The 21,028-nt window shown below is 36.5% G+C and carries 18 protein-coding genes and 1 pseudogene; all 19 read right to left on the reverse strand.

All coding sequences use genetic code 11. The features are described 5' to 3' along the window. Positions 1–11 precede the first annotated feature (11 nt). Positions 12–2,867 carry a tetratricopeptide repeat protein gene (locus ACSSWA_RS06250; RefSeq protein ID WP_437355700.1) on the reverse strand — a complete coding sequence of 952 codons (2,856 nt, stop codon included), beginning with the start codon at positions 2,865–2,867 and terminating at the stop codon, positions 12–14. A 186-nt stretch (positions 2,868–3,053) separates the two neighbouring features. Further along, complete coding sequence (locus ACSSWA_RS06255) at positions 3,054–4,391, reverse strand: KamA family radical SAM protein (RefSeq protein WP_437355701.1); 1,338 nt, start codon at positions 4,389–4,391, stop codon at positions 3,054–3,056. A gap of 151 nt (positions 4,392–4,542) precedes the next feature. Beyond that, positions 4,543–4,707 carry a hypothetical protein gene (locus ACSSWA_RS06260; protein ID WP_437355702.1) on the reverse strand — a complete coding sequence of 55 codons (165 nt, stop codon included), beginning with the start codon at positions 4,705–4,707 and terminating at the stop codon, positions 4,543–4,545. A gap of 73 nt (positions 4,708–4,780) precedes the next feature. Beyond that, positions 4,781–5,254: a Cys-tRNA(Pro) deacylase gene (ybaK, locus tag ACSSWA_RS06265; protein WP_437355703.1), complete on the reverse strand. Its 474-nt coding sequence runs from the start codon at positions 5,252–5,254 to the stop codon at positions 4,781–4,783. Beyond that, complete coding sequence (locus ACSSWA_RS06270) at positions 5,238–6,590, reverse strand: sigma-54-dependent transcriptional regulator (protein ID WP_437355704.1); 1,353 nt, start codon at positions 6,588–6,590, stop codon at positions 5,238–5,240. Before ACSSWA_RS06270 ends, ybaK begins: the two co-directional genes overlap by 17 nt. Continuing rightward, on the reverse strand, positions 6,587–8,671 hold the full coding sequence (locus tag ACSSWA_RS06275; protein WP_437355705.1) for an ATP-binding protein: 2,085 nt from the start codon (positions 8,669–8,671) through the stop codon (positions 6,587–6,589). The genes ACSSWA_RS06270 and ACSSWA_RS06275 overlap by 4 nt, the downstream gene beginning before the upstream one ends. Positions 8,672–8,685: 14 nt before the next feature. After that, positions 8,686–9,525, reverse strand: a complete 840-nt coding sequence (locus tag ACSSWA_RS06280) for a DUF3078 domain-containing protein (protein ID WP_437355706.1) — start codon at positions 9,523–9,525, stop codon at positions 8,686–8,688. A gap of 545 nt (positions 9,526–10,070) precedes the next feature. Further along, positions 10,071–11,129 (reverse strand): linear amide C-N hydrolase, encoded by a 1,059-nt coding sequence (locus ACSSWA_RS06285; protein ID WP_437355707.1) that lies wholly within the window; start codon positions 11,127–11,129, stop codon positions 10,071–10,073. Between the two features lie 137 nt (positions 11,130–11,266). Beyond that, entirely contained in the window at positions 11,267–11,929 is a 663-nt protein-coding gene (locus tag ACSSWA_RS06290) for a hypothetical protein (protein ID WP_437355708.1), read from the reverse strand. A 96-nt stretch (positions 11,930–12,025) separates the two neighbouring features. Then, positions 12,026–13,288: a glycosyltransferase gene (locus tag ACSSWA_RS06295; RefSeq protein WP_437355709.1), complete on the reverse strand. Its 1,263-nt coding sequence runs from the start codon at positions 13,286–13,288 to the stop codon at positions 12,026–12,028. Positions 13,289–13,473: 185 nt separating this feature from the next. After that, complete coding sequence (locus ACSSWA_RS06300) at positions 13,474–14,259, reverse strand: AAA family ATPase (RefSeq protein WP_437355719.1); 786 nt, start codon at positions 14,257–14,259, stop codon at positions 13,474–13,476. Then, on the reverse strand, positions 14,256–15,743 hold the full coding sequence (locus ACSSWA_RS06305; protein ID WP_437355710.1) for an AAA family ATPase: 1,488 nt from the start codon (positions 15,741–15,743) through the stop codon (positions 14,256–14,258). Before ACSSWA_RS06305 ends, ACSSWA_RS06300 begins: the two co-directional genes overlap by 4 nt. A 179-nt stretch (positions 15,744–15,922) precedes the next feature. Further along, entirely contained in the window at positions 15,923–16,387 is a 465-nt protein-coding gene (locus ACSSWA_RS06310; RefSeq protein WP_437355711.1) for a hypothetical protein, read from the reverse strand. A gap of 77 nt (positions 16,388–16,464) precedes the next feature. Continuing rightward, positions 16,465–17,707: pseudogene (locus tag ACSSWA_RS06315) on the reverse strand (IS256 family transposase). 555 nt (positions 17,708–18,262) lie between these two features. After that, a complete protein-coding gene (locus tag ACSSWA_RS06320; RefSeq protein WP_437355712.1) occupies positions 18,263–18,799 on the reverse strand; it encodes a hypothetical protein in 537 nt (178 codons plus the stop codon). 290 nt (positions 18,800–19,089) lie between these two features. After that, positions 19,090–19,791 (reverse strand): adenylate/guanylate cyclase domain-containing protein, encoded by a 702-nt coding sequence (locus ACSSWA_RS06325; RefSeq protein ID WP_437355713.1) that lies wholly within the window; start codon positions 19,789–19,791, stop codon positions 19,090–19,092. After that, positions 19,782–20,285 carry a Pycsar system effector family protein gene (locus ACSSWA_RS06330; protein ID WP_437355714.1) on the reverse strand — a complete coding sequence of 168 codons (504 nt, stop codon included), beginning with the start codon at positions 20,283–20,285 and terminating at the stop codon, positions 19,782–19,784. The genes ACSSWA_RS06325 and ACSSWA_RS06330 overlap by 10 nt, the downstream gene beginning before the upstream one ends. Positions 20,286–20,297: 12 nt before the next feature. Beyond that, on the reverse strand, positions 20,298–20,621 hold the full coding sequence (locus ACSSWA_RS06335) for a hypothetical protein (RefSeq protein WP_437355715.1): 324 nt from the start codon (positions 20,619–20,621) through the stop codon (positions 20,298–20,300). A 217-nt stretch (positions 20,622–20,838) separates the two neighbouring features. After that, positions 20,839–21,028 (reverse strand): hypothetical protein (locus ACSSWA_RS06340; RefSeq protein ID WP_437355716.1); only part of this gene is annotated, 190 nt, incomplete at its 5' end.

The following is a 21,028-nucleotide window of genomic DNA, read 5'->3' on the forward strand; positions in this document are numbered from 1 at the left end:
ATTTACTCTCCTCAAAAGGCTGTCCAATAGACAGATAACTGAGTTGAAAAATATCTGTAGCTTGCGTCGTCTCTTGACGTGCTTCCCATTCCGATCCGGCCGCTGAGAGTAAGATTTTCAAAAGGACGATACAACGCTTCGAGATGCCCTTCGAGAGCAATAAATTTGCTAAAGGGAATATAACCGATTTTGCCGCCGAGTATCACGGTTAAATCTTTCTTTTTTTCAAGCTCGTTGTCGAGCCAGAAACTGTGCGATTCGAAATTCTGCGGCGAATAGTAATACTGCGATTTGAATTTATAATTCGTGTAATAATATTCGTATCCGAGCGCCAAATCGCTGTAGACATATTTACCGAGTCGTATCATCAAATCGTTGCCTTCGTTTATATCGGAAACGGAAATGTATTGAAACGACCCGCTGATTTTGAGTCCGTTCTTATGAATATAATATCCTCCGATACGATAGAGCGACGCGTAATATTCCTGATCGATCAGATACGGCGAATAAAGGATCAAAGCGCCGTCGGAATTCTGATAAGTAAACGAGACGGAAACCGTGTCTTTTATTTCGAAATTTGCAAACGCTTCTTTTTCTTCCCGCTGTAATTTTCCCGCCGAATTAGTAACGCCGAAACCGGCTCCGGCATTAAAATACTTCGATATACGAACCGTTATAAGCCCCTTCAAAGTTCTGTAAGTTCTCGCGCCCGCATAATCGTATGTGGAAATTATATCCGGGTCGAGAATTTGAGAATTTGAATTCAGCCGCGTTGTGCCGAATAAAAATCCGGCAGAGAGATAATTGTTGAAGCCCAGGTCGGCGCGAACTCCGAAAGTCGAAAGGCTAAAACTAATATTGTCCGAATAATACTGAGAAAGAGGAGCAATGCCTACATAATACGGAAAAGTTTCGAGAATTGCGGCTATGCCCGTAATCGGCAGCCAGCCTTTCCGGAGTTCCACCATTGCGACTCTCGAAGAATCGAGGTCCCATGTTTCGAGCAGCATATTATAAATTTTACGCGCCGAATCGGGCTCGCCCAATTTCAGATAAGAATCGCCCAGATACAACTGAGCTTCGAAATCGGTCGAATCTTCTTCCACCAGCTCTTTGAATGCCCTGACGGCATTTACCGAATCGCCCATTGCATAATAAACTTTCGCACGTTGTAATGCGGCGTCGTAATTATATCCCAGATCAAGCACCTGATTATAAGCTTCGAGCGCTCTTTGATATTCTTTTGCGCAGAAAAGCACGTCGCCGTATTCTTTGAGAATCAGCAGATTCGGTTCGGCTTTCGACATATAATCCTCGTAATAAACCAATCCGTCTTTGCAATTGCCGTCGAGGACTTCCTTGCGTCCCTTCTCCAGTATACGGTACAGCTTTTCTTCCTCGTCTCGCAGCTTTTGCCAGTCGATGTCCGACTGCAGTTTTATTACCTCGTCGTTTGCCGGGTCGATACTTCGCGCTTTGTCGGCGTATTTTTGAGCCTCGTCGAAATTCCTTTCAATCAGCATCAAAGAACCCATTGCAATATTTGCGTCCAGACTGTTTGGTCTTTTTTGCAATACGTTGACAAGATATTGCCTGGCAAGGTCGAGGTCTCTCTTTATCCAGATGGAAACTTGAGCGCGGAACAATTGGTAATCGAGATTGTCGGGAAATCTTTCCAGAAGTTTGTCCGTAATATCGATCGCCCGGTCGAACTCGCGATTCCACGCCGCCATTCTGGCGTACTGAAAAATAAGTTCGGGGTCTTCTTCGTCGGGCACTTCTTCAAAATATTTATCGAGGTAAGCCATTGCGCTGTCGTAATACTGAAGATATTCGTAATAACGCGAAAGAATTTTAAGCGCTTCTTTGTCGAGCGGATTTTGTTCGAGTCTCGATTTCGCTCTGTCGAGATTGAGCCGGTAAAGACTGTCGCGGAACTGCACGACATAATCCCACTTGGATTGAAACCGTTCGTCGTCGCTGTGCGCAAAACCGATTATTTGAAGCTGCTGATACGCTTCTTCTATACGTTTGGCTTTAAGCAATTCGTCGACGAGTTTAAACCTCATTTCCACATCGGAAGGATTCTTTTTGAGAAGGCGATAATACCTGTCGATCGGATATTCTTTTTCGAATGCGCGCGGATTTTGCTGTGTAACGTAAGCCTGCCTGTTTACTATATCGAGGCCGTCTCTGGCTTCTTTGAAAAACGGTTTTATCGCAAGGGCTTTTTCGAAAGCGTCTTTGGCAATTCTGTATTTGCCCAGCCACATCGTAAAATAACCGTACCGGCTCCAGAGCCGCCAGTCGTCGGGATATCTTTCCACGTATTTCTTTAGTATCGTTTCGCCTTTTTTAATGCTTCCGGTTTTAGCGAGTATTTCGGTATATCGGATAATTTCGTCGGGCGAGGCATTGTCGTCCCGCTTCAGATATTCGTCGTACCATTCTTCGGCTTTGTTCCAGATTTCCATCCAGCGGTAGCATTTACCGATTTCCAAGTAATTGATCGGATTGTCGGGATTGATTGCAATTTCCCTCAAATGTCCTTCGATTTTTTTATTGAGTATGTTATACCATACTTCCTGAACTCTTCTTAGATTTTTAAGATACTCGTTTCTTTTGGAATTGTTTTTTTCGAGCGCGATCGCTCTTCTGAAATCGAGAACTGCGTTTTCGTATTGCTTGCGTTGTTCAAAACAGAGAGCTCTCAGATTGTAACCTTCGGGATTTTGCGGGACTGCGGAAATATACTTGTTAAGCTGGTCGATCGCCTCGCCGTATCTGCCGTTTTCCATATGCTCGAGAGCGGTTTTGCGATAAATTTCGACGTCGATATTTTGCGCGCTGATTAATTGCGCAATCATAAAAATTATTAACAGAATTGTAAGCCGCTCTCTCTTCATCCGAGTTTTATAAAGTTGACAGGTCAAAGTTATTAAATTATCCGTAATTATGCCGTAATTTAGTTCAATTGCAGCACATTAAAAAAAATCCCGGAATAATCTTACGCACAGATTAATCCGGGATAAGAAATTAAATCTATTTTTCTGTTATTCGAAATTTTCCGATTCGTCGTCGTAAATATGTTCGTGAAATATCGATTCGAGTTCCTCTTCGAAGAAGAATTTATCGCCTCCGAATGCGGGCTTGAGCTGGTCGAGCCATATTGCCTTCTCGTCGTATTTTGCAAAGAATGGTCTGACGACCCAATCCGGGTTTCTGCCCTGCAGAAATCTCAATACAATCGTCTTTTCGCCGTTAATTTCACTTACGCCGAGAATTTGAACTTTGCCCGGAGTAGCGCTCATACTGGGTCCTCTTACTGTACGGCAAACGCCGCTGACATTTTGGTAGGCGTTTCGATAAATATTCCACGCTTCGACGAGCGGAACACCGAAGAATTCCTGAGCGCCGGTATCTCGAGCCACAAACATGTAATAAGGAATGCAGTTCAAATTGACCTGCTTGCGCCACATTTCCGCCCATACTTCGGACGAATCGTTAATGTGTCTCAGTAACGGAGACTGCGTTCTGATCTGCGCACCCGCAGCTCTGATTCTCCTGATTGCTTCTTCAGCCGCAGGAGTGCTCAATTCAACGGGATGGTTGAAGTGAGCCATAATAGCGAGATTTTTACCTTTTGCAACTATCTTTTCGAAGAGCCTGATAAGATCGTCGGCGTCCGGATCGTCAATAAAACGGTAAGGCCAGTATCCGATTGCTTTTGTTCCGATTCTTATTGTTTGAAGATGTTCGATGTCGGCGTCAAGTATCTGATCAATATAAGAGGCGAGAATTTTAGTCTTCATTATTAACGGATCGCCGCCGGTAAAAAGAAGATCGGTAACTTCGGTATGTTCCTTTAAATACTTAATTAACAATTCGGTTTCTTTCATGGCGAATTTCAATTCGTTCATGCCGACGAATTGAGGCCATCTGAAGCAAAAAGTACAGTAAGCGTGACACGTTTGTCCCTGACTCGGAAAGAACAGAACAGTTTCCCTGTACTTGTGCTGAACTCCGGTCAACTCAATTCCGTCAATTTTCGGCACATTGTATTTTTGTCCCGCAGGATGCGGATTGAGTTCCCATCTGATGTTTTTAACGGTTTCTTTTATCTCCTCCTGCGGAGCGTTGGAATCGAGAAGTTTCTCTACTTCCCTGTAATGTTCCTGCCGCAGCATTTCGGCGCGCGGGAACGTTAACGTAAAAATCGGATCGTCGGGAATATTATTCCAATCAATTAATTCCTCGACGACATAATTGTTTGTTTTGAAAGGAAGAACCGTACCGACAACTTCAATGGCTTTCTTCTCGTAATCGCTCAATTTTTGCAATTGCGGCAATTCCTTCCAATTCCTCAGCGTATAGCTCTTATAATTTCTCATGACAGGTTCCTCTCGTTTTATTTATGAAAAACAGGACAATCGAAAACGGAACCAGCATGCTAAGTTATATTTAGCGACACTGATTCAGCTCGAACGGACAGCGGATATTCGACTACTAATTTTCGACAGGATAATTCGGAATAGAAAAAATTTATTTTATAGATGTAACTTTGTTAATGTCGTCAAGTCTTACGAATTTTTCCTGAAATTTGTATTTGCCGTTTTCGGACTTAACCGTAGATACTACTTTTACGTTAACAAAAGCAGCTTTAGCTTTGCTTTTTGCTTTGTCTGCGAAGCTTTGTTGTTTTGCCATTTAAAAATTCTCCTATTTTTGAGCCTCAAATTTAAGAAAAAAACGCAATAAAATGAAAATAAATCGGAAGGGCTTACTTTATCAGGTCGGAGAACCTGGCGTTTGTAATTTCTTTCAGAATTTCGGGCGAAATCAACAACTGCACTCCTCTCGTTCCGGCGCTGACGTATATTTTGTCCCATATTTGCGCCGTTTCGTCGATAAACGTAGGATATTGTTTTTTCATTCCGATCGGAGAACAACCTCCTCTTATATATCCGGTAAGGGACATCAATTCTTTTACTTTGACCAGTTCGGTCTTCTTGACGCGGGCGGCGCGAGCGGCTTTTTTAAGGTCGATTTCGTAGTTGCCGGGAACAACAAAAACAAAGATCTCGCCGGAGTCGCTCCGGGCGACGAGCGTCTTAAAAACCCGCTCCGGCTCGGCTCCGATTTTCCGTGCTACCGAAACCGCGTCGATTTCGTCTTCGTTGAATTCGTAAACTGCGGTATCGTATTCAACATTCAATTTGTCGAGCAATCTGAGAGCGTTAGTTTTTACCGTCATTTTCATTCAAACCGTAATTTTCGATTTTCGAATATAAAGTCGGCAGCGAAATTCCCAGAATTTCCGCCGCTTTCGGTTTGTCCCAGCCGGTACGATCCAGGACGAATTTTATATGCTTCTTTTCCATTTCCTTGAGCGATATAAGTTTATTCGGATTGTCATAAATACCGGTTTTTATCAAGAGATTTTCTTTATGCAGTACTTCATCGTTCGAAAGGACAATAGCCTGCATCAGGGTATTTTCCAGTTCGCGAACGTTGCCCGGCCAATCGTAATCTGTCAACGCTTCCATCGCTTCCGCCGAAATTTTATTTACGTTCTTGTGAAGTTCGGCGTTTAATTTATTGAGGAAATAATTCACGAGCAGAGGAATATCTTCTTTTCGGTCCCTCAAAGGCGGCACTTCGATCGATACAACCTTCAGCCTGAAAAACAGGTCTTCGCGAAATTTGCCTTCTTTTACCATCAGTTCCAGATTTCTGTTTGTTGCCGCTATAATTCGCGCTTTCATCGGTATCAAATATTCGCCTCCGACGCGTTCGAATTCCTTTTCCTGCAAAACTCTCAATAACTTCACCTGAAGTTGCGGGGACATTTCCGAAATTTCGTCGAGGAAAATGGTTCCCTCGCCGGCAAGTTCGAATTTCCCTTTTTTAAGTCTGTCGGCTCCGGTAAATGCGCCTTTTTCGTGTCCGAACAATTCGCTCTCCAGAAGCGACTCTGTAATTGCCGTACAATTTACCGCCACGAAAGGCTGGTTCTGCGTAATTCCGCTGTAATGAATCGACTTTGCAATCAATTCCTTTCCCGTGCCGCTTTCGCCCTGAATCAAAACCGTTACCCTGTTTGTGGAAACTTGCCCGATTATCTTATAGATTTCTTTCATGGAAGAAGATTTGCCGATCAATCTTTTCTCGGGTTTGAATTCTTCGGCTTCTTTTTCGATCATCGAGCCGATTCGTTCGCTCAACTGTTTCGATTCCAAAGCGCGTTCAACCGCAATTTTTAGTTTTTCGATGTCGAGCGGTTTTTCGAAATAGTCGTACGCTCCTTTTTGCATCGCCTCAATGGTTGTTTTATAATCGTCGTGAGCAGTTATCAGTATAATCTTTGCATGAGGGTCGGTCTCTTTCGCCTTCTGCAAAAATTCGATGCCCGATAAACCCGGCATTCTGATATCGGAGATAATAAGGTCGGGCAAACCGGCTTCAAAAATTTCGAGCCCTTCTTTACCGTCGCGCGCGGATAAAACTTCATATCCGAGTTTCTTGAAATAGTTAGTTAACGTTTGACGAATCGAATCGTCGTCGTCAATGATTAATAATTTTGGCTTCATTTTTCATACGGAATTTTAATTTGAAAAACTGTTTCTCCCGGCTGAGATTTTACGAGTACAAGATCGCCTCCGTGAAGTTCGATTATTTTTTTTGATATCGAGAGTCCGAGCCCGGTTCCCGATGCTTTGGTGGTATAAAACGGATCGAAGATTCTATCTTTATCTTCGATTCCCTTTCCGTTGTCTTTAACGTACAAACAGAAACTATCGTCCTCCCGGGACGAATAAAATTCGAGTCTGCCGTTATCTTCAATTGCGTCGAGCGCATTTTGGGCAAGATTAATCAACACCTGTTTGAATTTATCCGGGTCGACGTTCAATATAACTTTTGCGGCATTATTGACAATCTCAACGTTTTTGCCGGAATGATTTGGCAGCGTCTGCCTTACAACGTCTTCGCACAAAGAATGAATGTCGGCGTCCGATTTTGAGATTGTCAGTTCTCTCGAAAACTGAAGAACTTCTTTAACAAGATTGGTAAGCCTTGTAATTTCCTTATTGATAATAAAAAAGGATTCCTTTTCGTCTTCCGACAGATCGGGCGATTTGCTCAGAATGTCGGCGTTCATTTTTATCGAAGTAAGAGGAGTTTTAATTTCGTGCGCCAGAACGGCGGACATCTTTCCCAGCGATGCGAATTTTTCCGACCTTATAATTTCGGCTTCCAATTTCTTTCTGTCGCTTATGTCGATTTCCACGAATAGATAACCCGAGCCCGGGTCGCCGTTTTCCGACACGGAAATCAACAGGTCTTTTTCGTTTCCGCCGGTAGAAATTACGCGAATCTCGCCTAGATAAATATTATTTTGTTTAACCGTGCTTATAACTTCGTCGAGCGTTTTTTCCGCCGAACTGAACTGCGCTTCGCGTATCGATTTACCTTTCAGACCGGATTTTAAATCGCATTCGCAAATTTCGTAGAACCGGCTGTTTGCTTCGATAATCTTCAAATCCTTGTCGACTATGGCAATTGCTGCAAGCGATTTTTCGAACGCGTTCAACAGCACGGAAATTCTCTCTTCTTTTCTTTTTAATTCGCGGATATTATTGCTCAACGTTTCAGCCATATTGTCGAAAGCGCGGGACAACTCGCCGATTTCATCGTTCGAGCGGATATTTGTCTTAACGTCAAAATTGCCGCGTTCAATTTCGTTTACTTTTTCTTTTAATATTGATACCGGCTGTGCGATAATCTTGGAAAACGCAAATGAAAGAGTAACGCTTACTATAATTCCGACGAGCGCGCTATAGAGAAAGAACCGTATCTGTTCGCTTCCCGGCTCTATGCCGAAAATTATTCTTCCGATGGGAATTTGTATCAATAGAATTATAATTGGGACGAAGATCAATGCGACAAAAAATATTTTTTTATTAAGACTGAAAGCCGCAACTTTCTCCTTTGCGACCGGAAACATATTATATTTGCCAACGGCTATGGCGGTAAAGAAAATGAAGCCGACCGTAAACGCCAGCGGACTTATTTCAACGAGATAATAAAAGCCGAGTATCCACGGCAAAAGCAAACCGAAGATATACGTCGCCGTGCTCGTAATTACAAGTCCGAAAAGATACAGCATCAATTGTTTTTTGTAAACGGGATTGTCCGTCGATTTGTATTTTGAAATAATCCAGAAATAATTCAGGAGAATCAAAATCAAATACCAGATTAAGTAGAGCGGATAGAGATCGCTGAAATACGGATAGAAACTGAAATCGCGAGCGTGCGATTCTCTTACCAGCCACCCTTTCCATAACATTACCAGCAAAACTACCGAAGGAACAATTATCAGGAATTCCGCGAGCTTTGTTTTAAGAGTTTTATGAGGATAGTAAATGGTAAAAAACGTAATCGAAACCATAATCAAAAGGAGCAGAGAATGGCACGAGCGGTCGAGCAGAGTTACGTCGTGCGACGGCATGAACACAAAATGAATCGTGTGCGAAATCAAATAGCCCACCACAAGAAACAGCGTCAGCAAAAAGAGTCTGGTATTTACCGTTTCGCCGGCGCGCGCATAAATCACATAAATTAGTCCGACCGCCGCAATAAACGACGAAGCAAGAAAAATTATTTGAGTCAATAACATACCCATAATTACAAAATAGAATAAGTGATTCCTATTTGCAACGCTTCTTTAGTCTGCGTTTTTAACGACTGCGCTTTTTCATAGAGCAACAAGTAAGTAAAGTTTACGCTCAGCCAGTTATTCACTTTAGCGGTAATTACGTTGTCCCACCTTACGTCCCACACATCCAGACTTTCGAAACGCGAGAACAATCTCAATTTGCTTGCAAGCGCGATATTGTCGTCGAGCTTAAAATTCATATCCGTAACGGATTCGAATCCCGTTTCGAACTTAAAAGTTTCGATTTCGCTCGTTTCCGGGTCGTCGGTATATTGAATAAATCGGTTCGATATTACCTCCTGAAATGCGACGCCGATTCTTGTTGTAATGTTCGAATATTTATCGTAAGCGAAGCCGAAGGTTTGAGTAATATAACCGGGATCGAAAAAATCCGACACGTTGGGAGCGCCGGTTAATTTGTAGTCGTATCCTTTGGTCACCTGCGTTCTCAAAGAATTCGAGAAGAACGGGTCGACAGCCCATCCGGCTTTATACGAAAGGACGTCTTCCATAAATAGATCGTTCTCAGTAGTTTTATAAGTGGCTTCGCCTATTTTCGCTCTGCCGTAAACAGCTTTTAATTGATGTTTGAAATTCCATTTGTCGGCTCCGTATTTTAATTTAAAATCGCCGTAGAGCGTCCAGGCGATCGAATTTTCGCCTCCTTTTACCCAGTTATTGAAAGCCACCTGATTGATGCCGAGTCCCGTTGTTAATCCGGGAATCCACTTCCCTTTCAAAGAATCGGGGGTCTGCGCCAATACTAACCCGAATGAAAATATGTAAATGATAAAAGTTCTGTATGTCATGTTAACCTCATTATTTTGCGGATAATAAATTTAATAAATAAAAATCTAATTGCTGTTTCGGGGATAAAATCTAAGATTCGCTCATATACAACAGATTATGGAAGCTCTTAATTTTTTGTCGTCAATCGCATCATTGAAACCCGGAGGGCTGACATTACTATAGACACAGAATCATCAACATAGACATAACCCGGGACGGGTGACATAAAGCTTCGCGGCGATTGCTATTTCACCCCTTCGGGGTTTAGATTTCTGTCCGGTCTGTCTCGTTACAATCATTTCACCCCTACGGGGTTGGTGGGTCATAAATTTTCGATGCTCTAAAATATTTTTTCTTATTTCATTATCGCCCGGCTATTGCTCTGGGCAAAATATAAACCCGGAGGGTTGGCATAACTATAGACACAGAATCATCAATCATAGACAAAAACCCGGGACGGGTGACATAAGGTTTTGCAATGATAGCTATGTCATGCCTGCGGGATTTCGGTTTGTGGACGGGTTATATGTGTGTAGAATTTTCTTATACATCAAATTTAGACTAATCATTTAACACATTTAAAATCATTAAAAAAATCGACAAGCTCTTTTAACTCATCTTCAGTTTTAATAATGCCAAAATTAGCAAAAGCTTCCTTTAGAAGATTGAAATCCTTCTCTTTTGAATAATCATTAAAATACTTTTTCACATTTCCAGAATAATTTTGATTTACATCTAACATCATCATTTTTGTATTGCATGAAAAGTCGAATTCATCAAGTTTGAAATATTTGATATTTTGTGCGGTTTTGGTTCTGTAATAAACAGTCTTTTTTTTAATATCAATAACTATGTTCCATTGTGTGCAGGGATGTTGTGACATCTTATCTAAGACATCAAATGAAAAATCGACATCAAATGAAAAATCAATGTAATTATTGTCATTAATATTTGGCTCAAGTAGCATATTGCTTCCTATTTGAAATCTTTTATTGGAGATATAAGGGTCGTTTTCAGGTATAACTCCCTTCTTATAGTTGGATAAACAATTAGCATATTTTTCATTCGTTAGCACCTGAACCGGTAATTTTTCATTAAAATAGTAAATCATTTTTCCGTCTTGGCATTGAACCACTAGTGATTTTCCATTGCTGTCACAGATCAAATATTGATCCTGTGTGTTTATAATTCTAATGTCTTTTTCAACCGCCATTACCTCTTCAATGGTTGAACAATTGTCTAAAAGGTATTGAATCCAAAAATTACCCGATAATCCGGGCCTCTCATCAGTCTCGGGCCCTTTACTATTGGGTAATCCAACCGTGCTTACCGTAAGTCCCTTTTCATTTATACCATATTGAGAGTACTCTCTGCAGCAATAAGTAAATGAAATACTTCCATATTTGGATATCCAATTTGTATATTCTCCATGAATATTTGGCCAGTCGCTTTTCTTTAAAATATTCCTTTTATTAACAATTATGTGTCCATTAACCTTTCTGCAAGCATCGGTATTGGCGGCTAAAATTATTTGTCCGTTTTTTGTATAAGTGAATGCCGAACAAGATAATCCCTTTGTCGGAATAAACGAAATCAGAACAAATATCAAAATTACATAATTCATTGTAGTTTATATTTAATTTGAAGTTCTTTTATGGCACATTACGGTTTAAATATAGTGCTCACCTAATTTTGAAAATATTATTTTTCAAGTTGCAGCAAATTGCGACATGCAATATATTTTTTGTTGGCGGTATGTTATTATTCAATAAATTCAATTTTATCTTCTGGTTTAAGAGCATATCTACTAATTAAGTATCTAACTTTTCTTTCATTTGGTTCGGGTAAGTTATCACGATAATTATTAGGTAATTCTTCTAAAAACTGTTGATTAATCTCTTCCGGTAAAAGAACACCAATATTCGAAATTTCTTGTTTTATTGAAGTTAATTCGTTTCTAATTTCATTTTGTGAGAGATTATTTAGATTTCTTTCTAATTTATCAATTCTATCATAGATATTATAAATTCGTCCAGAGAATCCCCTTCGTCTTTCAGAGCGAATTATTTTTTGTCCAATTGGTTGTTCATTTTGAGAATAGTGAATAACATATTCAGACAAGTTTCTAACATCATTAATAATTTCACGGATTCCTTGTCTAAAACTTCCATAATTACCAATTCCAATATAAATTGTTGCTATCAATCCCCAAATCTTAATTTTCGTCTTTAAAGAACCTTCGTCAAATTCAATCGAAATTTTTACTTTCCGTTCCTTTAATAACTCTCTTGATATTTCTTTTAATATATAAGAATAAATATCGGTTAATAATTTTTTGTTGTCTTCAGTGAACTCTAAGTTAAGTTTTAAATAGGTTTCACCTATTTCGAAAAATCCTGGTTTTTTCTCTAAATATTTAATCATATCAATTACCTTTTCTTAATTACCACCAAACGGTTTTGTGTATGGTTTCGTCCCGAATTGTCGGGATGCACTATACACATTGTCGTAACTAGTGCTTTATTGCTTTAGTATTACTTTTAATAAGTAATCTTCATAATTTTCGTTTTGCATTTTATTTCCAATCGCAATCGCATTTTCCTTGTATTTTTCGTTATGTAGTAAATCTAAAACTCCTTTTTCGAAACTTTTAATAGAGAATTTCTTTATAGACACTCCTTTAGGTCCAACTTTTAATTTTGTAAGTAAGTCATTCCATATATGTTGGTCTAGAATATGAGGGATAATCATAGTTGCACAACCATATTTCAGTGCTGTATGTAAAGTACCAGAACCTCCATGATGAATTGCCGCATACATTTTGGGTAGAATCCAACCGTAAGGGATAGTATCTAAAAATAAAACGTGGTCTGGGCATTCCTGAACCTTAACTAAGCCACCCGATGCTGTATTGATAATCGCAGGAATTTTATGCTTTGTCAATATTGATAAAATTTCTTTTGTTTTTTGTTCAGGATTCGGATTTGTCATACTACCAAAAGTGATAAACAATATTTTATCGTGTTTAGATATAAAAGCTTCCAATTTTTTTGAAGGCTTCCAATCTGAATTTACATCTTTCTCATGATACCCAACTATGTGAACATTTTCTGGCCAATCTGATGGTTTAGGGAATAAACTTGGCGAAATGGTATAAATCATTTCTTCCACTCGTAAAATATGTTTTTTAATAATTGAGTAGTTAACTTTTATTCCAAGTTGCTTATGGTATCTTTTTGTTGAGCTTAAAATAGTTTTAAATAAGAAGAAATTTGAGAAACGATAAGTGAATTTATTAAGCGTAACTCCTAAATCACTTCCCATTCCTAAAGAGGCATGACTCCCTGTTTCATGCATTGTGCAAGGCAACGGACTTAATAATGTTGTTTTACCAGGATTCTTAATCCCCCATATCATTGGATATAAGCACTTCTGATTATAAACTACAATGTCAGGCTGCTTTTCTTCAATCAAATCATGTTGTTGAGTAATAACTTCTTTTTGCATAGCTTGAGAAGTTCTCAACATCCAAATCAGAGCTCCTATTTTCTGAAAAACATTCCCTTTTCCTCCGAGTACAATTTTAGCTTTCTCTCCTTCAAGCAATTCCAAGAACTTCTCACTTAATCCATAAAATTCATATTTCGACTCATTCACCAGTTTTTTAAATTGAACTGGAAACGCACAAACTACATTATGTCCCTTTTTATGTAATTTTTCTGCTATTGCCAAAAAAGGTTCAATATCTCCTCTTGTTCCCAATGATAATAAAATGGCTTTCATAATCTTTTCAATTTCTATTTGTGCAGAATGTTTCCTTGCATTAGATACAACGGTCTGGCTATGCGTAGTGCGGGATTTTTTGCACTTACTTTCATTTTTGTACTACCGTTTATTTTATTAATATTTGTTTCATTTATAGAAATTAGCCCGCAATTACTTATACGCAATGTTAGGCAGTGTCCTTTTTACTCGCCAATTAAACCTTTCCAGTGTAATTTATCATTTTCTTTAATATGGTTTAATAATTCTTTGATAACACCCTCTAGTTGCAAAATTTTATCATCGTGCTGTTGAATTTTCTCAAATTGATTTTGATGAGAAAACCAGTGTAATAGTTTAGTATTATAAGTGGGCTTGTCTTCTGGATTAAATACAGTTTTAACTCTATTATCGACTTCTTGTTCACTCGGGTATTTCATCAAAGTATATAACTCAAGAAATCTTCGAACAGCATTTGGTAGAATTAATAAATTAGTAAAATCTTCTTTATTATTTAAGTTATTAAATTCATAAATTATATGAAACAATCCAACATATTCAGATTTATATAAGCTAAATGAATTAGGTAATTTCTTTATTATTGCAGTATTATCATCATTTCGCCTAATAAAATATAAGGGGCGTTTATCTTCGGATGTACTCTTTTGAATTCTTCCAAAGAGCTTAGTATCTAACATTACTGAAAAGAATTCAAAATTATGAGTTGATATAAATAATTGCGCAAAGTCATCTTCTTTAAAAAATCGATTTAATAACTCTCTTACTTGAAAAATATGATTACTGTCTAAACTTGAAATTGGATCATCAATAAATATTATTGTGTTAGGCAATTTGGGAGGATCGTCATTACGCAACGCTTTTAACTCTGTTAAAAAATAAGCAAATGCAATAGCGGATTTCTCACCTTCGCTTAAATCACTTGCAGGATGCCCGCCTCGTTCAAGAGTAAATTTATCATTTCTTATCTCTATTTTATATCATCACGATGTAAAAGAATCTTTAAAATTTCATTTAGTTCTTTTTGACCTTTTACTGTACTTTTTAACTGTGTTTCAAGTTCTAATTTAGCGGAATCGTTTGCAAATATTTTTGATTCGATATTTGTAATAATTTCTACTGCGCGGTTTTTATTTTTCTCTTTTGTAATATAGTCTTCTTCCCTTAAATATTCGGCAACATAATGATTCAATATCTTTTCTAATGCTTGCATCTTATTATTATCGAATTCAGAAATCCAATCATTGTGAGCTTTAACCGATTTTTTTATTGATTCAAAATCCTCATTTAAACTAACGACTTCAATTTCGGTAGCCTGAATGTTGTTAAAAAGTTGAGAATTTTTTCGTTTTAAATCATTTTCTAGAATTGACAATTGAACTTCGTATTTCTTTGCAGTTTCTTTGTAATTGTCAATGGATTTTTGATAATCTTCTTGGAAACTAGGAGCTAAATTCTTTTTATCAAAAAAATTAATTTCAATTTTTTTTCGTTCCGATGTAATACTTTCTAGTGTTCTTGTAATTGCACTTTGGATTTCTTGCAGTTTTTTAGAATAGTACGAATTCAAATCATCAATTCTATTATCTGGCAAGGTTTTGGTGCAGAACTTACATTCGGTAGAATCCTTATGTAATTTTAAACCAATTTGTACCCAATTAAATAATTCTTCATTCTCATCTAATTCAGGAAAAGAGATTGATTTTGGAGCTGTGTCCTCTAATATAGATTTTACTTTTTTCGCTAGTGTTTCAAGATTCTCTTGAAAACTAAAATCTTCCTTTTGTGTTTCATAAGTGTTTTCTGCAATTGCTTCCGCTTTTGCTTTATCCCTTTCCTCATCAGAAAGGATATATTCTTCAATATTTACTTTTATTCTATTTGTAATTTCTAGGATTGTACCTTTATTTAACTTGTTTTGGTCTAATTTGTTGTTTAGGTAATTCTCTCTAATTTCTTTTGCTTTTAATGAAAATTTTCCATTTAGTTTGTTGTATTTTTCAAATTCATCAATATACTGGCTTTTCAAGCATTCAGCTCTTTTATTTAAAATTTGATTATATTTACAAATTTTTTTAATCTTTTTATCTAATTCACCAGATGGGTCACCAAGAAAAAATGATATAGGTTGAATATCAGAATATGGATTATCCCAAGTGAAAATTCGTTTGATATAGTTTGTATTGAATACTTTTACATCGAATGGAAAGTTTTCTAATTCATTTTCACCGTAATCTTTATTAACATTCTCTTTAAAGATAATAATATTGAACTCTGAACCAGCAAAAAATTTGTCTTTATCTTTAAACTCTAAGTTTTGAAAAAGTTTTGATAGTGTAGTTTTGCCAGAATAATTCCATCCATATATCAAATTTTTCTTTTTGAAATCATCCAACCCATTCCAAGAAAAGTCTTTAAAAATTCCAAAATTTTTAATTTTATTAATTCTTAGTATCATCGATTATCCATTTTTTAATACCACCTAACGTTTTGACTATGCCCTGTAGGGGATTATATATCAGTTTCGTTTCAATTTATCAACTAATTTTATTACTTGCATTATCTTTCAATTTTCCATAAAAACCCTTATTGGGTATAGCCTTTGTTATGCCCTGTGTTTTATTCAGTCTTTATTATTTATGGGTCTACAAAAACAAATGCAACTCCTAATCCACCAATTGCTGGATGAATAAATCCACCGATACCTAAGCATACAGCAATGAAAAATTTTGCAGTCCTTCCGCCTCTAAAATCAAACATTCTATTTAAAAAATCACTTTTCATTTCAAGTGCATCATCAAGATTTTGGGGTATATTCATAATTCGTTTTGGCAATTCAATAGATGTAATATTTTCTTTTAGAAGGTCAGCTAATTTTCTTGATTTACTAAGGATTATTTTTCCAGTTTGTTTGCTAAACTCAAGAATCTTAGCGATATAATCCCCTAAGAAATTAATCATTGGGCTCATTGAAATATAAAAATCATGTTTCGAGAACATTTTTAAATATTTCCCATAATAATCTTCTTGTTCAGTTTTGATGTTTTCATAGGAAATAGGCTTAATTGTCATTGTTTCTATATTGCTATGAAACAATTTCATATTTTCATCTTCAAACCTCCTCCCATATCCATAGGCATAAAGTCAAATTTAGTTGAAATTCAGAGACCCCATTATTTTTAAGCTACCTCTTCTTTCATAAGTTTTAATTCCGTTTTAATAGCAGAACGAAGCAAGGGTAATTTTTCATAATTATTTACTCTTCTCACCTGCTTGCAGCAGGCAAGTCTTTCTTTCTATTTCCAATAACGATGCCGCTACCCACCTGGCTTTCATTTCAGAATTCATCCAGCGTTTTACTTTTCTTATATATTTTGATAACTGCGAGTTTAAGTTCTCTATCAGATTTGTTGTCGTAAATGATCTGCCAAGGGCTTCAACTAATCCAAGCCTGTGCATTGTTAATGTTTCCTCGAGCCCTTCTTCAAGCGAGTTGGCTGCCGTACGGTTCACCTTTTTTAACTCTTCCTTTATTTCGAGTAATTTCTTCCGCGCTCTCTCATAATCAGGCTCATTATATGCTCTCTGGATTTTACCTCTATATATTGCCTTTTCTTCTTCTCTTAAGTAACTGACTACATTTTCCCTTTTATGCCACTGGCAGCGTTGCGTTAACGTAAATTTACCAAAGGTCTCTTTGACTGCCTTCTTTAACCCCTTTGAACCGTCTATAATGGTCAACAATCCTTCCTCAAACCGGAAGTTCCTGCCTATTAAATTTTTTAACAGCCCTTTGATTGCCTCGCTATTCTCACTCGTCGTTTGTATAAATCCTAATGGCGCTTTGACTCCGCTCATCGTTATTCCTAAAGCGATTACTATATTTTCATGACTCAGATATTTACCATCTATTACCAATGCTATAAAATCATGCTCTCCCAAATCCCTCTGCTCAAATTCCTCTAACAGCTTTTTGCTCTCCTCTATAAATGCCCGACTTATACTCGACTGACTTATTCCGAAACTCTCCAATACGCTTCTGGTTACTTCCTCGTAATCCCGCTGACTCAGACCTTTTATTATTTTCTTCAGTATTATTTCACTCGGTTTCGCTATCTCGTGGAGTAACTTGTAATAGGATGATTCTTCCGTACGTCTCTCTTCTTTGTCATAAAATCGTGGAACCTCTACTCTTATTTTCTCTTCGCCTATTCTTATGCTGCCGGGATTGCTGCCCCATCGACTATATCGATGACCCCGTTCATACTTCTCCCCCGTCTTTTCTTTTATTTCTTCTTTCATTAACTGATTATAGTGCAATTTTGCCATCTCTACAAAATTTTCAAACAATCCTAATTGTACTTCTTTTGGTTGACTTAGATACCATTCAAGATTTTCTCGGCTAATTTTACTATCTTTCATTTCAGAGACTCCTTTTAATTTTTTTTGTTAATTGCTTAAACAATATTACAAATTATTTGGAGTCTCTTCTTTTTTTATTTTCAACTAAGTTTGAATATACATCTATCCATACCTGAAGAATGTTAAGAAAGATTTTAAAATTCTCTATTTTTCTCATTTTCTTTTGAACGTTCAATCAGCCGTATCATATTATCTGGTAGATAAAAGATAATGTCAGTTTGCTTTATTCTTTTAAATCCTAAATAATAAAGAACAGATGGATCAAGAATTACTTCATTATATTCAAATGAGAAATGTCCGTGTCCATGAAAGTGAAAATGATTTCTACCATTTCCGTAAAAATCAATATCAAAATACATAGCTGTCATTTGTTTTTTAAATAATCAATTTATTAAGTACCATAGTCATTCCTATACATAGGGCACAACGGTCTGGCTATGCGTAGTGCGGTTTTTTGAAACTCCATACTTTCAATTTATCACTAATTTTATTTATTGTTAGAATATTCATAATTAGAACCTTACCCGCCTTACGTATAGCCTTTGCTGTGTGGCGTTATATTTTAACACCGTTTGGATTGGCCTGTATCAGTTCAATTGCATATTCAATATTGTAGGCAATTATTAAACCTATGTTTGTTCTTATTTTATATTGAGTTTCTACACCATTGTCATATACCGAATCTTCTACATAACGATATCCAGAAATTACTCCTGCAATTTTATATCGATTTTGGTTAGGTTGGGTAAAAACAACAGGTCCTCCAGAAAAACCAGGATTGTTAATTCCATCCAATAACATATAATTACCTTGCCCATCGTTAAGTATTGCTGAAAGTGTTGCTTTTTTTACAAGTGGTAAAGGGAAGTTTCTATTTATTTCACTATGTTCTGCATCGGCTATTTGATAAGGGAATCCTAAAAAGAATGTATCTTGTCCAAGTACTATACCATTAGATGAAGGTTCTAATTCAAGATTTGCAAGTATTTGATTAATAGAAATTACGGAAACGTCTGCTGTTGCATGATGACCAGTTAAGTTAGCTTGCAAATACCCAATTACCATTGTAATAAAGTTCAAAATTTGTGCCATCAGCCAATCCTTCTATTACATGCCTAGCTGTTACTAAATATTGTCTGCCTTCATAATCTATGGCAAAACAGGTGCCTGACCCTTCTCCATATTTTATATGGAAAACTCTCGTGTAAACATTTGTAGTTATCATATTTTTAAAATTTATGCCACACAACGGTTTGGCTATGCGTAGTGCGAGATTAAGGGCACTTACTTTTCAGGTTATTACTATCGTTTATTACTTGCACCATCATTCAATTTATTACTGTCGCTCGCATTACGTATAGCCTTTGTTGGCGGTAAGTGCTTTATAATTTCCACCAATAACTTGTCTCGTATACTTCTATTTTCTTATTGTTTCTTAATGTTAAGTTTTTATGAGTCCACATATTTTCCTTTTTCGTATTTTCATCTTTCCACTTAGTCGAAGCGTGCATTCTGTCATATGTATTCTTACTAATTATTATTGAGTTCTTTCCATAACCAGATAAATGAGCGGCATAATTGCTGGCTTGTCCAACCCAAACTATATCTTTATTGTTATCATCTCCGCCTTTACCTACCTTTATTATTAAAATTTTACCATAATCAATCCCACAACCTATTTTTATTGGTGTTTTTAAATGCTTTGAAAGTAATTTATCAACAGCCCACCGAATTTTCATTGCAGATTTAACAGCATTTGTACATTTACTATCACCTGAAAAAATTCCCATAACCCTGTCTCCATCAAACGATCTTATACTTCCATTGAAGTAGTTGATAATTCGCACGCATATATCGTGAAAACTTTGGTAAATCCGGGCTGCATTGGCAAATCCATAAGTTGTATGCAGTTCACTTGATTTTCTTATGTCAACATATAAAAACGCAAGTTCAGCAGTTAAACCTTTATTCCCAAAAGTTAATTTTGAATAATCTGTATCGGGTACAATTGTAGTTTCTTCAACTTCATAAGATTCATTGAAATATGAATTAATTTTATTCTCTAAATCTTCTTTTAGTGCCATATTAGCCGAATTAAAACATTGATTATTGGTAATCCAAGTCCGATTGCTGTCATTAATACCGAAAATTTGAATAGTTTATACTTATTTGAAGTAATCTTTGAGTTCACAATTATTTGATTTATCAAATCATCGTCAAATTTATCAAATGTATAATTCGGCGTAATCTTCAACAATTCTTCTTTTAATTCACTTTCATGCAATTTTGATAAGGTTCCAAAGAAAAAGACATTTAGATTATCAACTTTTTCAGATTTGTTAATACTATTTTGAGTTACGGGAAAAAATGAAATCAAGGATATAATAATAGATATTCCTATTAAAATAAAAGTTGCTAATATAAAATACCAGTCTACAAATGTTTTGTAATCTTTATAAATTGATAAAATTCCTAATATAATTCCACTATTCAAGGCAATTATTCCGGCATGTTTTGCTTCGGCAAACTTTAACCATTCATTTACGTTTTGAAATATATCTTTAATTTCTTGTTTCATATATTTTTGATTTTATTTATCTCCACATGGAAAATTATAGTTACAGCGAATATCTTGTTCGATTTCCATTCTTCCATGCTGTTGTTTGTTTGGAGTATAATAGACTGCAACCATTAATTTTCCATTGCAATTTTTACTCCAACAGTCCGCTCTGTCGTGAGTCTCAATTCTTGATTTAACATTTTTAGATTCTCCAACATCAATTGGATGGTATTTCTCATTTTCAAAACAAGTAATAAAATAAACACCAGAACGATCTTCCAATTGATTAGTACTATTATAAGGTCCTTCAAAAACGTATTCTTGACCGCTACAACCTTTAACTGTTAATCCCATAATTTTTCTCCTTTATTTTTCTATTATTAAATCTAATATTCTTATATGTTGCTGTACAGTTCTTTGCATTACCGCCAACGGTAAAGTATATGAGACGTTGGGCGTTTTGAAACACCAAACTTTCAATTTACTACGTTGTTTATTAATGTTCATAAACATTAATTTAACTAACACTTGCCCAATGACTTATATACATTGTTAGCCACAGGGTATTTCATTAACAATTTACTTTTTTGTGGTTTGAAGATGCTTTCGCAGTGTATATATTAAAATCATTTTTAAGCACTTCAATAAAAATATGTCCATTACTTCTTGTAGTTAAGACTTTTCCAAAATAACAATTTTCATCATTTAGGTTTTTGTAAATAACTCCATCTGAATAGGTAGAATATTGTGTCGCAATATCA

Source organism: Melioribacter sp. Ez-97 (genome assembly GCF_051488665.1).
Lineage (GTDB): Bacteria > Bacteroidota > Ignavibacteria > Ignavibacteriales > Melioribacteraceae > Melioribacter.

What these genes read in the sequence shown, in the direction of transcription:
- ACSSWA_RS06250 (WP_437355700.1), bottom strand. Translation starts at nt 2,867, where the DNA reads ATGATTGCGCAATTAATCAGCGCGCAAAATATCGACGTCGAAATTTAT.
- ACSSWA_RS06255 (WP_437355701.1), bottom strand. Translation starts at nt 4,391, where the DNA reads ATGAGAAATTATAAGAGCTATACGCTGAGGAATTGGAAGGAATTGCCG.
- ACSSWA_RS06260 (WP_437355702.1), bottom strand. Translation starts at nt 4,707, where the DNA reads ATGGCAAAACAACAAAGCTTCGCAGACAAAGCAAAAAGCAAAGCTAAA.
- ybaK (WP_437355703.1), bottom strand. Translation starts at nt 5,254, where the DNA reads ATGACGGTAAAAACTAACGCTCTCAGATTGCTCGACAAATTGAATGTT.
- ACSSWA_RS06270 (WP_437355704.1), bottom strand. Translation starts at nt 6,590, where the DNA reads ATGAAGCCAAAATTATTAATCATTGACGACGACGATTCGATTCGTCAA.
- ACSSWA_RS06280 (WP_437355706.1), bottom strand. Translation starts at nt 9,525, where the DNA reads ATGACATACAGAACTTTTATCATTTACATATTTTCATTCGGGTTAGTA.
- ACSSWA_RS06285 (WP_437355707.1), bottom strand. Translation starts at nt 11,129, where the DNA reads ATGAATTATGTAATTTTGATATTTGTTCTGATTTCGTTTATTCCGACA.
- ACSSWA_RS06290 (WP_437355708.1), bottom strand. Translation starts at nt 11,929, where the DNA reads ATGATTAAATATTTAGAGAAAAAACCAGGATTTTTCGAAATAGGTGAA.
- ACSSWA_RS06295 (WP_437355709.1), bottom strand. Translation starts at nt 13,288, where the DNA reads ATGAAAGCCATTTTATTATCATTGGGAACAAGAGGAGATATTGAACCT.
- ACSSWA_RS06305 (WP_437355710.1), bottom strand. Translation starts at nt 15,743, where the DNA reads ATGATACTAAGAATTAATAAAATTAAAAATTTTGGAATTTTTAAAGAC.
- ACSSWA_RS06310 (WP_437355711.1), bottom strand. Translation starts at nt 16,387, where the DNA reads ATGAAATTGTTTCATAGCAATATAGAAACAATGACAATTAAGCCTATT.
- ACSSWA_RS06320 (WP_437355712.1), bottom strand. Translation starts at nt 18,799, where the DNA reads ATGGCACAAATTTTGAACTTTATTACAATGGTAATTGGGTATTTGCAA.
- ACSSWA_RS06325 (WP_437355713.1), bottom strand. Translation starts at nt 19,791, where the DNA reads ATGGCACTAAAAGAAGATTTAGAGAATAAAATTAATTCATATTTCAAT.
- ACSSWA_RS06330 (WP_437355714.1), bottom strand. Translation starts at nt 20,285, where the DNA reads ATGAAACAAGAAATTAAAGATATATTTCAAAACGTAAATGAATGGTTA.
- ACSSWA_RS06335 (WP_437355715.1), bottom strand. Translation starts at nt 20,621, where the DNA reads ATGGGATTAACAGTTAAAGGTTGTAGCGGTCAAGAATACGTTTTTGAA.